The organism is Methylosinus sp. RM1 (assembly GCF_011378635.1).
GTDB classification, from domain to species: domain Bacteria; phylum Pseudomonadota; class Alphaproteobacteria; order Rhizobiales; family Beijerinckiaceae; genus Methylosinus; species Methylosinus sporium.
This window is the reverse complement of the sequence record NZ_WOVC01000017.1, coordinates 1-14,696: the sequence shown is the minus strand read 5'-3', so window position 1 is coordinate 14,696 and position 14,696 is coordinate 1. Positions and strand designations below refer to the sequence as shown.

The following is a 14,696-nucleotide window of genomic DNA, read 5'->3' as shown; positions in this document are numbered from 1 at the left end:
GCTCGGAGGCGTTGTTGGCGATTACCTGCCGTCGAGCATTTGCCGCAAGGCGCGCTTCGGACCGCGATGTCTTCGCGGTGGGGGTGGGCGGTCGATCCGTGGTGACGCGCCCAAATGGCGTCGTTTCGGTTTCGGGATGGGTGGGCGAGCGCGCGAGGTTGGTGTGCGGTCAATTCATAACGGTCGATTTGGGCGTGTCGCGTTTGCCGAAGATCGACAAATTATCTATCGCGCGCCGCATAGGGGATTCGAAGAGTTGAAACGAGAGGAGGCTCGTAATAAAAATGCAGGAGTAACAGATCAGGCTAAGAACAGCGATTACGACGCCGCTCCCTTTCATCAGTTTATCGCCGACGATATTGATAAAAACAAGTATAAAAAGCCAGTGCCACATATAGATCGAATATGTGAGCTGCCCGAGTGGGGCGATCCGCATCACGATCGGAATTGCGGTCGCATAATTGTCGCGTGCGACCGCTCCCGTCACGACGAAGATGATCAGCGCCAGAATCAACATGGGAGATTGGCCTGCGAGCATGGCCGCGACAATCGCCAGAAAGCCGGCCGATAGGATGAAGATGTGGAGCGTGAGCCTTTTTATACGATGACGGAGGCGCAAGAGTGCCACGCCGACGCCGAAACCGAATAAGCCGCGGAGAAGCGGATGCAAATTATTCGTCCAGTCGTGAATACTGAGGTCGACGCCATATCGATGGACGAGACCGAGCACGATCGCCGCGCAAATCGTCACGATAAAAAAGACGTCTCTGTGTTTCACGTTGCGGGCGAGGATAATCGCGATCGGGAAGCCGATATACATGATCATTTCGACGCTGATCGACCAGCTTACACCGTTGAAATAATGATCGTTTCCGCAATGGATAAAGGAATGGAGCAAAATGGCTGTGTCGGCGATGCACAGCGGGCTGAAGGACGGCGTATGTCGGCTCGGCAGTTGCAGCGCGGCGAATCCTGCATAAAGGGCCGCGGAAAGAAAGAGCGTCAGAAGATGGAGCGGGAATAGTCTTGCGATGCGTTTTTTCAAAAATCGGCCGTAGCTCTGTAGATCGTCGATACGGTCGAAGTAGACGTAGGATATAACGTATCCAGATATGATGAAGAACATGTCGACAAATAGAGCAAGCCCCTCTGATCGCTCGGTTGCTGCGGGCGAAAGCATGAATTCCTTGGAGTGGTGGAATACGATCCCGAGAGCAGCGAGGAAGCGAAGCGTGTCGAGGTGTAGCATCTCACCCGATGTCGCCACGAGCGGCTGCAACCTAGACCACTTCAGCATAACCACTGCCTGCCCCTTGCTCCATAAGGTCTAGCTTGCGTCGATTGATTTACCAAGCGCAATTGGGCTATAGCGAGGCGAGAAGCCGGGGGATTTGTCGTCTCTCATCGGCTCGGCGTCCTGGCGCAAGCGGTTTCGCGACGCTATCGCTTTCGAGCGCGCGGCTCGGGGCCAGCTTTCCGCATTTCATCCAGAAAATCGAGATATTTCGCCGCGACGGCGTCCCAGCCGAAAGCCTCGGCGGTGGCGCGGGCGCCGGCGCGTAGCGCCGCAAAGTCGGCCACGTCGTCGAAAGCCGCGCGCAATTTGTCGGCTATGTCATGGGCGTCGCGCTCTATGGCGAAGCCGTTCACTCCGTCTTTCAAATAATCTTCGATCCCGCCGACGCGCGTGGCGAAGACAGGCAGGCCGGCGGCCATCGCCTCCATGCAGACGAGCGAAAAAGTCTCATAGACGGTGGGCAGCACAAAAGCGTCGGCGGCGGCGTAGAAGGCTTCGACGTCGCGCCGCGCCCCGCAAAACACCAGCTGGTCTTTCGCCGCTCCGGCGAGCTTTCTATAGCGTGCGGGATTGTCGGAGCCGACCACGGTCAGCCAATAGCGCTCGTCCAATAGCGCGAGGGCCTCGACGAGAGGAGCGAGCCCCTTGCGTTCGAATTCATGGCCGACGAAGAGTAGGAGCCGGGCGTCGCGTGGAATTGCGAACGCCTGACGAATTTTGGCGCGGGCGTGTTCCGATGCTTGGAAACGGTCGAGATCGATGCCATTGTAGATCACACAGATGCGCTCGGCGGGAACTTTGTAATGAAATTGCAGTTCTTCGCGAACGCGGGTCGAGACGGCGACGAATTTGCGGTAGCGCAGGCCGCCGATCATCCAGCGATCGCGCATGGCGACCCAATAATGCATCGGATTGAGCCGCCAGCTCCATTTGCCCGCCTTGCGCTTTTGCAGGAGGCTTTCCGCGTTGACCGAATGAACGACCAGCACGTCGCCGCGCAGGCAATCGCCATGGCCGATGATCTGCGCCGCCGGCGCGCGGCGCGTGAGCGCCAGCGTCGCGGCAATGGTGAACAGCGGTACGACGATGAGGCGACCGACATAGCGCAGGGGGCCGCGCGTCGGTATGTGCGAGAGCCAGGGCGCGACTCTTTCGATCGCCGCCGCCGCATCGTCGCCTTCGGCGACCGCCGCCGCAATGACTCTATTGCGCACGCCGGCGCGCGAAAAGGCCTTCGCGAGCTCGAAGGCGACATTCTCGACGCCGCCCTCGCGGCTGAATTCTTGCACCACTTGAACGATTTCCAGCGTGCGGCGAGGTTCCATCGGTCAAGTCCATGAGACGAATGATTGCGAGAATTGTCGGGCCGACGCTGTTCTTCTTCGCGTCATCGGCGTTTTGCGCGGAGCGGCCTCTCCAGCATGATGAGCTTTGCGCTGACGGGACTTGCGTTCCTCGGCCGTCGCTCGACGCGCCTTTGCGGATGCGTATCGGCGGCGGCAATCTGGTGACGCATCTGCATGGCGCGCCCTCGGCGCAGATTTATGCCGCCTTGCGCGGGGTCGGCGCGCCGCTCGGTCGGATGGATTCTTACGGCTGGCGCACGCTCGATCGCAAGCCGACGCCGACGGATTTCGACGCTGCCATGCGCGAGGCCCATGAGCGTGGCGTCACGCCGATCATATTGCTCGAATATGAGGGCTCCTATCAGTTTCTCGAGCCGCCGCAGCCGATCGGCTCCTATGAGGACTGGTACGCCGCTGGCGTCGCCTATGCGAAGCGGTTCAGGCCCGGCGGCGATTGGGCGAAAGCCAATCATGTGACGGGTTGGGGCGTCACCGTCTTCACGGCCATCAACGAGCCCGATGTGCAGGCGACGATTCCGCGCGACGCTTATCGCAGGGCGCTGGAGGGCCTCGCCGACGGCGTGCACAGCGTCGATCGGGAGCTGAAGGTCGTTCCCGGCGGTTTCGCGACCTGCAATTCTCATGGCGACGCCACATTGCGCGGCTATGGCCCGGCCATCGCGACGCTGCTGGAGGATGGTCGTCTCGATGGCGTCGACCTGCACACTTATTATAATTTTCGCTGGTTTCCGCTGACCAAAGGCCGTCACTTCTCGGCGCAGAGCTGTTTCGATCGCGTCAAAAAAGCGATGGGTCTCACGCGCGACGTCAATTTCTATGCGACCGAATATAATATCTCCAAATCCGAGGGGTGGGCGCGTCCTGAAACGGCGGCCAAATTGTTTTTGACCGCCTTTTGGGACGAAATGGCCGTCGCGGGCGCCAATGGGCGCCCAGCCACAATATTCGCCATGCCCTGGAATCTCGGCGATACGGGAACGATCGAAGGGCCGAGCTACGCTATGGCCGCGGCCGCCGATCCCTGGCGTCCAGAGCCGCGCGCCATCGTGCTGCGCAATGTGATCCGGCTCGCCGGCTCGATGCATTTCACCTCCATCGATCAGCAGAAGGGACTGCTGACTCTGGACGGACCGGACGGGCGGCTGCTCGTTTGGCACAATCTCGACGGCTGGACCGACGCGCCCGGCTCGGCATGGACAGTCGTTCTGCCGCCATGGGCCGTCGCCGCCGAGCTCTGGGGCTGGGATGGGCTGCGCAAAAGCGTCTCGGTGACGGGAGGAGAGCATCGCTTCACGGCTCTACGGCAGGGTGAGACTTATATGGTTTTCTTGCCGAGGCCTGAGCCGTGACGGAGCCTCGGTAGGCTTCGAACCAGGCGCGCCGCAGCCGGTGCGCCACTTCGTCATAGGTGAAGCGCGAGGCGACATTCTCCAGCGCGGCGCGTGACTTTGCCGGCATATCTTCCCTTCCCGCGGCTATAGTGTCGAGCAGCCGCGCGAGCGCCGCGCTGTCGCGCTCGGGAATGATCCATCCGCCCTCGCCGACGACGTCGGGTATCGCGCCGCAGGACGAGCCGATCACCGGCACGCCGCAGGCCTGCGCCTCTATGACGACGCGGCCGAACTGCTCCCGCACATGCGGCGTCGTGCGTGTGAGCAGCACGAGCGCGTCGAGCCCGCGCATGAATTGCGCGACCTCCTGCGGCGCCGCCCAGTCGCGAAAGCTCACGCGGTCGCCGAGGCGCAGTCGCTCGACGCGGGCGCGCAATTTGCTCCCATGCGGCCCGGCGCCGATCAGGCCGAGACTGACCATGGATCGCGTTTGCGCGAGCGCGTCGAGCACATCGTCCAGGCCTTTTTCCTCGACGAGCCGGCCGACATAGCCGATGCGCAATCCCGCGCCCTGCGGCGCCGCCGGGCCGTCGGGACGAAAGCACTCCTGATCTACGCCATAGCCGATCATCGTGACCGGGCCGTCATAGCCGCAGGCCCGGACGACAGCCTCGGCGTCCTGGCTGCGCGCCAGAATATGCGCGCATTTCCTCAGCACGAAGCGGCGGATCGTCTCGAAGGGCGGCGGCAAGGACTTCAATATGTTCTGATCGACCTCGAGAACGAGAGCGGCGTCCTGTTTCGTGAGCGCGGCCTGCAGCGCCACTATGCTCCAGGGCTCTTCCCAAAGATGAAGCACATGCGGCCCGACTTTGCGCAGCAGGCGCGGGAGGCGCGGATAGAAATGCAGATACCAGTTCAGGGGCCCGGCGCTCGGAAACAGGATCGGCAGAATATGCAGCTGCATCGCCGGATCGACCGCCGGCTCGCCGACGAGCGAGCGGCCGAATTCGCGCCAATTTTCGGGCGTGACGAGATGCAGGTCGAGATCGCTCTGGCGCAGCAGTGGCGCGTATCGCTGCCGCCCGCCCTTTTGACCGACCGCGGAATGCGCGACGGAGACGACGCGCAATGGAGAGGGGAGGGGAGTGCAAAGATCAGACACGGCCGAGCATCCTCGCGATCACGCCGGAAAGTCCAGTCAAATGCAGCTCCGCCATGGCGAGGCTTCGCGCTGCGCCGTTCAGCGTGTTGCGCGGCAGGCTGAACGCATCGCTGCGGCGTCGCATCACGCCCTTGCGCGTCGTGGCCGCCGAGGCGAAACCTGCGCGCCGCGCCAGCGCGAAGTCGCGCGGGCCGGCGTCGGCGGCGCGGCCGAAGGGGAAGGCGAAATGGCGAATGTCTCTGCCGAGCCTCGCGCAGAGCCGCTCGCGGCAGGCCACGAGCTCGGCGAGCGCATCCGTCTCGCCGAGCGCCGAAATGCGGGGATGATCGACCGTATGGGCGCCGATCTCGACGAGCGGATCTCGAGCCAGCGTCTCCAGCATATCCCAGGAAATGGCGTGTTTCTCGCGCAGCTCCGCCGGGTCGAAGCCATTATCCGCGCAAAAGGCGTGATAGAGCGCGCTAGCGCGCGGCCCTTCCCAGCTTCGTTCGATCTCGGCATAGGCGCGGCGCTTGGCGAGCGCGGCGCAGATGTCCGAGGTTTTCCCGGTGTGGATGATGCGATCTTTGCGCAACAGTATCTCCTCGAGGCCGGCGTGCCACATGGGCATGGTCGCGTCGGGAATGCCGGTGGTGACGAATAAAGTCACCGGGGCCGCGTGCTTGCGGAACAGCGGAACGACCTCCTCGAAACTGTCGCGGTAGCAATCGTCGACGGAAAAATTCACAAAACGATCGCTTGGCCGATCGGCGGATGCACGAGCGATCGCCTCGTCCATGGTCACGATCGACCAGCCCTGCGCCTTCAAATAGGCGAGCAGAGCGTCGAGATAGGCGAGATCGAGATAGAAGTTGCGATTGGGCAGTCGCTCCCAGAGCGCGCTGGGCGCAGCGCGGTGAAAGGTGAACAGACAGCCCCGCGCGCCTTTCGCGACATCGAAGAGCGCGCCGATCGGCCTCAGCAACGCCTCCATCGGCAAAACATCGGTCAAAGTCGATGCGAGACTCATGGCTGCTCTCCGAGCCGGAATGATATTCGCAATTTCGAAACGCTCGCTCGGCGCAATTCCGGCAGCAGAATGAGTGCGGCCACTGCGGTGCAGCAGGCGCAGACGAATGCGCCGGAGACGAGCCGCGGCGCGAGAGCGCTCGTCAGCGCCGCGATCGACCAGCCGGCCGCCAACATGGCGACGCCGGGCGCGGCGGCCACGCATATCAGCGCGAGAATTCGCTGGCGATTGGGCAGCGCCCATGTGGTTCCGACGAGCAATGTGAGGCTGCGCGCGCTTTCGCCGAGGCCGATCAGCAACATGCCATAGGCCAGCGGCGGAGCCAGCCAGGCGCTGATCGCATTCAAGAATATATTGACGAGATAGGCGCCGACGACGATCAGCGTCGCCCGCGCATTGCGCCCCTCGCTGTTGAGGCGCCGCACGAGAATCCAGCCGAGCGTCGAGGCCCAGAGGCCGATGGAGACGCCCTGCAGCGCAGAGCTCGCGAGCAGCAGTCCGGTCTCCGAGAAGGCGCCGCGGAAGAATGCCAGCCGGACGATATCCGATGCGAAGACATAGGCGAAGGCGGATGCGGGGATGGTGATTACGAGGATGAGGCGGACAATGCCTTCGATCTGATGATGGCCCTCGTCCTTCCTGTAGCTCGACATATAGGCGAGGCCGACCGGCTGGCTGATCAGCAGCGTCGCCGTATCGGAGAGCGTGCGCGCATAATCGAGCGAGGCCACAGCGCCGGTGACGTTTCGCGAGGCCGCCAGGCGCTCGATCCAGACCTGCCCCTGCTCGGCGAAGGGGAGCGCGAGCAGCGGCCGCAGTCGCCACAAAAACGTGCGTCCCGCGGCGATGATCGCCGCAGGGCGCGCGCCGCTCGGGTCCAGCGTCCGCGTGCGATAGCGCGACCACAGGCCGAATAGACCGAGCGCATAGAAGGACAGCGTGAAAGGCCAGGCGAGCGCGCCGAACCAGCCGGTGAAGGAATAGAGGGTGAGGCCGATGATCATGGAGAGATTCAAAAGCCCTGCGCGCAAATTGGAGAGTCGCGTCTCCCCGAGCGCGATTTCGCCCGCCGCCAGCGTGTTCGCCAGCACGGAGGCCGGCATCGCCCAACTCATGATCGCGACATAGCTCAGCGTCAGCGCTTTGCCTTCCGGCGTGAAGCCGCCGAGCATCAGATCGATCCACCAGGCGCCGAGCGCCTGCACGCAGAGCATTGCCGCGACGGCGGCGAGCGTCAGCGCGCAGCAGAGCGAGGCGAGCAGGCGAGGGGCGCTTCCGTCCGCCTGCGCCCGCTGAAGCATGGGAATGAGTATGGCGGGCGCGCTTTCATTCTGCAGAAAGCACAATGGCAGCAGGATCACGGTGACGGCGCCCCTGTAACCGTCGGCGAGCAGTGAGGCGCCGAGCACTTGCGCCATAGCGATTTCGCGCCCGAAGCCGAGAATTTTGCTGGCGAGCGCGCCCATCATCAGCAGCGCCGCCATTTTGCGGGGGGCGGCCGCTCGAGCGGGCGCTGGAGGCGAATCCGGAGCGGCGGGCGCGGCGTCGCGCAGGCGTTGCGTCGCGCTCATTGTCGCCGTCGATGGTCGGTCGGGCGCGGGGCCGTCGCGGGGCCGCAGGCGAGAGCGAGCGCCATGAAGGTCCAGAACAAAAAGCCGGCTTCGCCGGACCCTATGCCGGCGAGCGGCAATTGCACGAGGAAAAAAACGCCGAATGCGCCGAGGACGACTCTGTCGGGGGAGTCGCCGTCGTTCATGGCGCCGAGGATCGCCGAGACGGCGACCCACACCAGCGCAAAAAGGCAGATGAGGCCGAAGACGATCCCCATGGATTGCCAGCACGCGATGATCATTCCGTCGACGGGCTGCGAACCGGCGACGCCCGTATCGACGGTGGTGAAGCCGGACCCGATCAGCGAGCTGTCGGAGAGGCTCCACAAAGCCGCATATTGATCGAGCCGCTCGCGCGCGCTGCCGTCGTGGCTGCCTTCCGAGAATGTCGCCAGTCGCGCGCTGATCTGGTCTCCGAAGGGCGTCGATGTCAGGGCGACGATCGTCGCCGCGCCGACGCCGAGCATCATCGCGAAGGACCGCCCGCGGGTCGCGCGGAACAGGCCGCAGAACAGTATGGCCGCGACGAGCGAGATCCAGGCCGTGCGATAGAGCGAAAGGAAGAGCGCGAGGGCGGCGGGCGCAGTGGCGATCTGCGACAGCCAGTCGCGCTTGCGAAACCAGACGAGCAGAAGCCCTGTCGCGGCGAAGGTGGCGAAACCAGCGGGCGCATTCATCGTGCCGAAGACGCGCACGCTATAGGGCAGGGGCTGGCCGATGGAGGTGATCGGCGCATTCTGCATCCAATAGCGATCCCAGGCGGGCGGATCGACATATTGGGCGACGCCGTAGAGGCCGACGAGCGGCAATGTGATCGCGAAGACATCGGCGAGCGCGGCGAGAATCTCGTCTCTCTCCGCGGCGCCCGCGAGCAGCATGGCATAGAGCAGAGGAGCGATCCATTTTATCGTATCGCGCGCGGCGCTCATCCATTCGCCTTGGAACAAGGTGAGGATCATCGCATAGAGGACGCAGCCGATGACCATGAACAAAGGGCGCATCCGGCGCATCCGATCCGACGAGGCCATAGGCTCGAGAAGATGATGCAGCGGCGCGATGAGGCAGGCGAGTGGCCCCAGCAGCATGAGGCTGCTCGTGTCATAGCCGAGCGCGAGATCGACGAGGCGTCTGACGAATGGCGCGAAGAGGAAGAGGAGCAGGGCGGCCCCGATATGCGCCGCCGGTCCGCGCCGCCAACTCCACCATCCGACCATCGCGCAAGCCGGCACGAATAATGCGCGCGCAGGCGGGCCGATGAACGGGCCCAGCGCGCCGAATATCAGCGATGTCACGAGCGCGGCGGCCGAGCCGACGAGGCAATCTCGCGAATTCCGCGCGGCGTCGCGATGCAGCCGAGCGTCAGTCGTCGCGCCGGGAAGGCTCGCCATCGCCGCTCAAGCCGCTACACGCAGGAGGCGCTTCAGAAAGGCCGGCTCGTCGCGCTCGACCATATTGACGGCGAGGCCGAGAAGTCGTCCGCCCGAAGCCGTGAGCCACTCCATCGCCCTCAGCGCTTCCTGCGCCGAACATTGTCCCGCGCGCGCGCAGAGCAGCGCCGCATCCGCGTGACGGACCAGCAGGCGCGCGTCCAATGTTTCGGCGGACGGGCAGTCGAGCAGGACGAGATCATAATCGCGCGTCGCCTGCAGCACAGTCCCGATGCGCATGCCGATCTGCGGCGGCGTCGCTTTGGCGGAGGCGCCGATAGGCAGAGCGTCGAGCTTTCGCGTCGCGGTCCTCGCCACGCAGTCGCGCAGAGGCGCTGTCGCATCCAACGCCTCGAACAGACCGGGTCCTCCTTCGAGGCCGAGCGCGGTCTCGAAGGCGGGAGCGGCGCGGTCGCATTCGACGACGAGCACGCGACGGCCCATCGTCGCCGCGAAACGCGCAAAGGCCAGAGTGAGAAAAGTCTTGCCGTCGCCATGGGCGGGCGAGGTCACGGCGACGATGCGCGATCCCTCCGCATCGCCGATGCGCGCGCTCGAATAAATGTCGAAGAGCGCGCGTTGCAGAGCGTCGTCGCGCTCGGCGAGCTTCAATGCGGGCTTCAACGGAAGGTTCTGCTTTTTCGGCGCGAGCAGGCCGAATGTCTTGCCTTGTTCTGCGCCGTGCTGATAGGGCAGCTCGACGCAGAGCTCTTCGCCAGTCGAGGCGGCGAGCTCGGCCGAGCCGCGCAGGCTCTTGTCGAAACGGTCGCGCAGGATCGCCGCCGCGGCGCCGAGCAGAGCGGCGAGCGTCGAGCCGGCGGCGAGAAACGGCAGGCGCTTGGGGAAATAGGGAAGATTGGGCAGATCAGCCATGCTGACGAGGCGCGTGCTTCCATTCAGGACGCGGCGGTCGGCGTCGAGCTCGCTGGCGCGCTTGTAGAGTTCGGAATATTGGCGCCTCTTTATGTCGACGCCATGGACGAGCGTGTCGATCGAGCCTTGGTCGATCATCGCGTCGCCGACTTCGGTTTTGGCCGCGGCGACCTGCGCTTTCAACGAGCCGACGAGCGAATTGGCCGCTTCGTAGTTTCTCTTCACGGCGGCGGCGACGCCGGCGACCTCGGCGGCGAAGCGTCGCTGCACCATATCGCGCTCGCGCTCCAATTCGCGCAGCGCCGGATGCAGGTCTCCGAGCGTGCTCCGCGCGGAAGCGAGCCGTATCTCGACCATTGTGAGCTGCTGCTTGAGGTCGGAAACGCTACGGCTGGCCAGCACGGCGGGAGAATCGGCCAGTCCCTTTCCCTTGTTCGCGGAGATTTCCTCGAGACGCGCCGCGGCTTCCGCTCGCGTCGTCTCTGCCGCCGAGAGTTGCTGCGTGAGGCTGGTCAGCCGCTCGGAGTCGATCAGCGCGTTGGTTCCGCGCGCGAGACCCTTCTTGCGCTTGAACTCTTGAATTTTCGCGTCGTCGTCGCGCAATTCGCCATCCAGCCGACGGACCTCCGCCCACAGCCAGTCGGCGGCGCGCCGGCGCCCGGAAGAGAGAGTTTCGCGTTGATCGTCGAGAAAAGCAACGATCAGCGCATTGGCCATTTTCTGCGCGATCTCCGGCCGCGTGGAGCGATAGGAAATGCTGATGACGCGCGAGCGTCCGACATTGCCGATCGAATAGCGCGGTTGAACATATTCGATCATGGAGTCCGGATCGCGTTTTATTTTGTCGCAGATCGAGGGGCGGCCCGATATTTCGAGGAGAGCGCCGACCCCTTTGTTCGCCGCGCAATCTTCCAGCGCGAGATCGAAAATGCCGGGAGCGGCGATCGCCGCTTTCATCACGCGGGAGGAGCCGATGACGAGAAGCTGGCTCTCCATATCCGCCGGATCGCCGGCTTTCTGAGCCCAGACGCCGGAGGCGTTGTTGTCGCCGGGTTCTTGCTCGGCGACGATCACGGAGCCGGTCGCCAAATATTGAACCGGCAGCACGACGAGCGCGACGACGACGGCGACGAGGATCGCAGTGAAAATTGCGGCGAAGATCGCCCTACGTCGCCACAGCGCGGCGACGAAGCTTCGTTCTGGCGCGCTCGCGGCATGGCCCGCGGCGCGTTTCGGCGCGAGATCTGAAACGGCTGCGCCTAGATTGTCATAGGCCATGCGGACGTCCAATTCGATTCCACGCCGCGTTCTCGACTTTCGATCGTGTGGTCTACGAGGTCTTCGAGCTCTCGTCGAAAGCGTTCGGCCGAGAATCTCTGGGCCTGCTTTCGGCATTCGGAGCTCGAGAAGTGATCCTCCTGCGCGACGAAGCTGCGGACGCAGTCTGCGATCTCCGCGGGAGTGGCGTTGGCGAAGAACATCCCCGATCGAGGCGCCGTCGCCGACACCGACTCTCGTGCGCCGCCGCGATTGAGCGCCAGAACCGGCGTGCCTTCCGACATGGCCTCCACCACGACGATCCCGAAATCCTCCTCGGCGGCGAAAACGAATGCGCGCGCCGAGGCCAAAAGATAGCGAAGCCGCTCGTCGCTCACGAAGCCCTCGAAGGCGACATTGGGGGTCGCGATCTTGCGCAGTCGCTCGGCGTCGGGGCCGTCGCCCGCTACGATCAGTCGAAGATCTCGCAGTTCGGCGAATGCCCGCACGATGGCCTCCACATTTTTGTAGGGCACGAGTCGACTGGCCGTGACGAAGTTGCTTTGGCGTGGCGCATCGACGCATCGGCCGAGCGAGACCGGCGGATAAATGACCCTCGCTCGACGGCCATAGGCTTTCTCGATTCGTCGCGCGACGAAATGCGAATTGGCGATGAGGACGTCCGGCCCATTCGCCGTTCGCGCGTCCCAAATGCGCAAGTAATGAAGCAGGCTGCGGGCGATGGCTCCTTTGAGCCCGTTTCGATAGCCATTGTCGCGCAAATATTGGTGCTGCATGTCCCATGCATATCGCATCGGCGAATGAATATAGGAGATATGAATCTGATCTGGCCCCGTGAGCACGCCTTTGGCGGCGGCGAAGCTGCTCGAGATGACGAGGTCGTAAGAGGAGAGATCGAACTGCTCGATCGCCAAAGGCATCAAGGGCAGATACCAGCGATGGCGCGTGGCGATGAAAGGGGCGTTCTGCAAGAAGCTGGTCGTCTCGTGAGCGATGCCGATGACGGCGCGGTCCTGCGGCGTGAGAAGGTCGAAGAGCGAAAAAACATGCGCCTGCGGATAGCAGCGCAAAATCTCGCGGAGGACGCGTTCGGCGCCGCCTACGACATAGAGCCAGTCGTGCACAACTGCGACGCGCATCGAAAAAAACTTCCCTTGCTGTTCTCGAGCGAGCGTCGATCGAACAGGATCGTCCGTTCGGCGCGGTAGGGCCCCGGCTATCATTTCAAAAAACGAGCGACGCCGTCCGGCGAGGACGCGAGATGGAAATCTCCCGCTTTCAATTCCGTATTTGTACGATTATGCTCACGCTCCCGTAAAGTCGCTTTTGTGAGGGTTAGTTAACACCCGCGCATTCGGCGATTGTGGCGAAAATGGACACGAGCGGCGTGACGACCGACATCTCGATTTAGAAAGATTCTGCGATATCCGAGTATTGAAGAGCGGCTCGCGCGCGACGGTTTCGACTGAAAAATAGTCGCTCTCGGCTTGCACCGGCGCCGATACTTCGAGACGGGTCGCGGCGAAATTCTATCGCCAGGCCTGCCTGGAGGCGCCCCTCGCCAGGGCCGTGTCCCAAGCTGCGCGATTTGGCGCGGACGTTCGAGAAAAGCGTTCTAGGGGTCTGGACAAGGCCTTCGGCAGTTTCTATAAGCCCGCTCTCGGCGTCGCTCGGCGCCCAGGCCCAGGTAGCTCAGTTGGTAGAGCATGCGACTGAAAATCGCAGTGTCGGTGGTTCGATTCCGCCCCTGGGCACCACTCCCACCTACGAAAATCCACGCTAGACTACGATAAATCAACGAGTTAGCGACCCGCTCCGGCGGAGCCGCCCTCGGCGGCTCTACGCCCGAATACGCTCCGACTTGCCTCCTCCTCCTTGCTGTCCCCTTGCTAGAAAGGACGCTCGGCAATAGCCTTCGCTCCCAGCTGACGCGCTTCTGGCCGAATGGGAGAGCGGGTATGCGGGAGAAGATCACCAAGCGGACGGTCGAGGCGATCGAGCCTTCGGTGCGCGACACCTTTCTTTGGGACAGCGAGATTCCCGGATTTGGCTGCAAGGTGACGCCGAAGGGAGGTCGCATCTACCTCCTGCAATATAGCCAGGGCGGTCGAGACCATCGCGTCACGATCGGCCGACACGGCGTCGAGTTCACCGCTGAGCAGGCGAGAAACGAAGCGCGTCGCCTACGTGGTTTGATCGCCTCGGGAGAAAATCCGGCCCAGGTCCGCTCTCACGAGCGATCCGTGCCGACGATCGCGGCACTGGGGGAGCGTTATCTTGAGGAATATGCGGGGCTTTACAAAAAGCCCTCGGCTTTGGCGCAAGACAAGCGCAACCTGCAAAATCACATCAAGCCGCTGATCGGCGCGCTGAAGGTCTCCGACGCCGAGCGCCAGGACATTTCTCGCGTCATGCGGGACATCGCCGCCGGCAAGACCGCGAAGGACGAGAAAACGAAGCGTCAAGGACGACGAATCGTTCGCGGCGGGGAGATCGTCGCCAATCGCGTTCACGCGCTCCTTTCCAAAATGTTCCAGCTGGCCGAGGATTGGAAATACCGGCCTGCCGGTTCCAATCCATGCCGCGGCGCCAAGCGCTTCGCGGAGCACAAGGTCGAACGATATCTGTCGGTCGACGAGCTCGCGCGCCTGGGACGCGCGTTGAACGCCGCCAAAGAAGGCCGCCTTATTGTCGATCCAGAGGCCGTGAAGCCCGCCAAACGCAAGCGGGGTGGTCAAAAAAAGCTCGGACCTCGCTCCGAAAATCCCTACGCGGTGGCGGCGATCGAACTGCTGTTGTTGACCGGTTGCCGCCTCGGCGAGGTGCTGAACTTGCGGTGGTCCGACGTCGACATCGAACGTCGCTTTCTCCTGCTCCCCGACAGCAAGACAGGAGCAAAGACCGTCTACCTCTCCGAGGCCGCCATCAGCACCATAGGAAAAATCAGTCGGAATCCGAAATCGCTGTATCTTTTCCCGGGAAAAAGCGCCGACGAGCCGCTTCGGTCTATCCGAGTGCCTTGGGAGCACATATGCAAAGCAGCCCGCCTCGAAAATCTCCGACTGCACGACTTGAGGCACAGCTTCGCGAGCGTCGGTGCGGCCAGCGGCCTGAGCCTGCCGATGATCGGCGCGCTTCTAGGGCATTCGCAACCGACCACGACCGCACGCTACGCCCACCTCGCCGCCTCCCCTCTGCACCAAGCGGTCGACGAGATCGGCACGAAAATCGTAAGCGCCGTCGCGACCCCATTGATTCTTTGGGTTCGGAAGGATTTTCGGATGTGAGATTCTTCGGAGGGACAGCCATGTCTCTGGAAGGATCCGAAGATGAACGAGA

At 63.2% G+C, this 14,696-nt stretch carries 10 protein-coding genes and 1 tRNA gene; 3 read left to right on the top strand and 8 right to left on the bottom strand.

Annotated elements, in window-relative coordinates; genetic code table 11:
* Window positions 1-169: 169 nt before the first annotated feature.
* Both FMZ75_RS12995 and FMZ75_RS12990 read right to left on the bottom strand, forming a co-directional pair.
* The gene (locus tag FMZ75_RS12995) at window positions 170-1,297 is read right to left on the bottom strand and encodes an acyltransferase (protein WP_246728959.1); all 1,128 of its coding nucleotides are present in this window, start codon (window positions 1,295-1,297) and stop codon (window positions 170-172) included.
* Window positions 1,298-1,440: 143 nt separating this feature from the next.
* The gene (locus FMZ75_RS12990; protein ID WP_166143339.1) at window positions 1,441-2,622 is read right to left on the bottom strand and encodes a glycosyltransferase family 4 protein; all 1,182 of its coding nucleotides are present in this window, start codon (window positions 2,620-2,622) and stop codon (window positions 1,441-1,443) included.
* Between the two features lie 158 nt (window positions 2,623-2,780).
* On the opposite strand from FMZ75_RS12990, the gene FMZ75_RS12985 reads away from it, so the two are divergent.
* The gene (locus FMZ75_RS12985; protein ID WP_246728952.1) at window positions 2,781-4,013 is read left to right on the top strand and encodes a hypothetical protein; all 1,233 of its coding nucleotides are present in this window, start codon (window positions 2,781-2,783) and stop codon (window positions 4,011-4,013) included.
* Here FMZ75_RS12985 and FMZ75_RS12980 read toward each other — a convergent pair.
* From FMZ75_RS12980 to FMZ75_RS12955, 6 genes are read right to left on the bottom strand one after another with little or no spacing between them, the layout of a single operon-like run.
* Window positions 3,955-5,160 (bottom strand): glycosyltransferase, encoded by a 1,206-nt coding sequence (locus tag FMZ75_RS12980; RefSeq protein WP_142862130.1) that lies wholly within the window; start codon window positions 5,158-5,160, stop codon window positions 3,955-3,957. The two genes, FMZ75_RS12985 and FMZ75_RS12980, sit on opposite strands and share 59 nt — an antisense overlap.
* Window positions 5,153-6,169: a polysaccharide deacetylase family protein gene (locus FMZ75_RS12975; protein ID WP_166143335.1), complete on the bottom strand. Its 1,017-nt coding sequence runs from the start codon at window positions 6,167-6,169 to the stop codon at window positions 5,153-5,155. Before FMZ75_RS12975 ends, FMZ75_RS12980 begins: the two co-directional genes overlap by 8 nt.
* Entirely contained in the window at window positions 6,166-7,740 is a 1,575-nt protein-coding gene (locus FMZ75_RS12970; protein ID WP_166143333.1) for a lipid II flippase MurJ, read from the bottom strand. Before FMZ75_RS12970 ends, FMZ75_RS12975 begins: the two co-directional genes overlap by 4 nt.
* Window positions 7,737-9,167 (bottom strand): O-antigen ligase, encoded by a 1,431-nt coding sequence (locus FMZ75_RS12965; protein ID WP_166143331.1) that lies wholly within the window; start codon window positions 9,165-9,167, stop codon window positions 7,737-7,739. Before FMZ75_RS12965 ends, FMZ75_RS12970 begins: the two co-directional genes overlap by 4 nt.
* 6 nt (window positions 9,168-9,173) lie before the next feature.
* Window positions 9,174-11,357, bottom strand: a complete 2,184-nt coding sequence (locus tag FMZ75_RS12960) for a lipopolysaccharide biosynthesis protein (RefSeq protein ID WP_246728951.1) — start codon at window positions 11,355-11,357, stop codon at window positions 9,174-9,176.
* Entirely contained in the window at window positions 11,339-12,496 is a 1,158-nt protein-coding gene (locus FMZ75_RS12955; protein ID WP_166143329.1) for a glycosyltransferase, read from the bottom strand. The genes FMZ75_RS12960 and FMZ75_RS12955 overlap by 19 nt, the downstream gene beginning before the upstream one ends.
* A 542-nt stretch (window positions 12,497-13,038) precedes the next feature.
* Between FMZ75_RS12955 and FMZ75_RS12950 the strand changes: the two genes are divergently transcribed.
* Both FMZ75_RS12950 and FMZ75_RS12945 read left to right on the top strand, forming a co-directional pair.
* Window positions 13,039-13,114: transfer RNA gene (locus FMZ75_RS12950), tRNA-Phe, on the top strand.
* Window positions 13,115-13,315: 201 nt separating this feature from the next.
* Window positions 13,316-14,644, top strand: a complete 1,329-nt coding sequence (locus FMZ75_RS12945) for a site-specific integrase (protein ID WP_166143327.1) — start codon at window positions 13,316-13,318, stop codon at window positions 14,642-14,644.
* Window positions 14,645-14,696: the final 52 nt, after the last annotated feature.

What these genes read in the sequence shown, in the direction of transcription:
- FMZ75_RS12990 (WP_166143339.1), bottom strand. Translation starts at nt 2,622, where the DNA reads ATGGAACCTCGCCGCACGCTGGAAATCGTTCAAGTGGTGCAAGAATTC.
- FMZ75_RS12985 (WP_246728952.1), top strand. Translation starts at nt 2,781, where the DNA reads ATGCGTATCGGCGGCGGCAATCTGGTGACGCATCTGCATGGCGCGCCC.
- FMZ75_RS12945 (WP_166143327.1), top strand. Translation starts at nt 13,316, where the DNA reads ATGCGGGAGAAGATCACCAAGCGGACGGTCGAGGCGATCGAGCCTTCG.
- FMZ75_RS12960 (WP_246728951.1), bottom strand. Translation starts at nt 11,357, where the DNA reads ATGGCCTATGACAATCTAGGCGCAGCCGTTTCAGATCTCGCGCCGAAA.
- FMZ75_RS12995 (WP_246728959.1), bottom strand. Translation starts at nt 1,297, where the DNA reads ATGCTGAAGTGGTCTAGGTTGCAGCCGCTCGTGGCGACATCGGGTGAG.
- FMZ75_RS12965 (WP_166143331.1), bottom strand. Translation starts at nt 9,167, where the DNA reads ATGGCGAGCCTTCCCGGCGCGACGACTGACGCTCGGCTGCATCGCGAC.
- FMZ75_RS12955 (WP_166143329.1), bottom strand. Translation starts at nt 12,496, where the DNA reads ATGCGCGTCGCAGTTGTGCACGACTGGCTCTATGTCGTAGGCGGCGCC.
- FMZ75_RS12975 (WP_166143335.1), bottom strand. Translation starts at nt 6,169, where the DNA reads ATGAGTCTCGCATCGACTTTGACCGATGTTTTGCCGATGGAGGCGTTG.
- FMZ75_RS12970 (WP_166143333.1), bottom strand. Translation starts at nt 7,740, where the DNA reads ATGAGCGCGACGCAACGCCTGCGCGACGCCGCGCCCGCCGCTCCGGAT.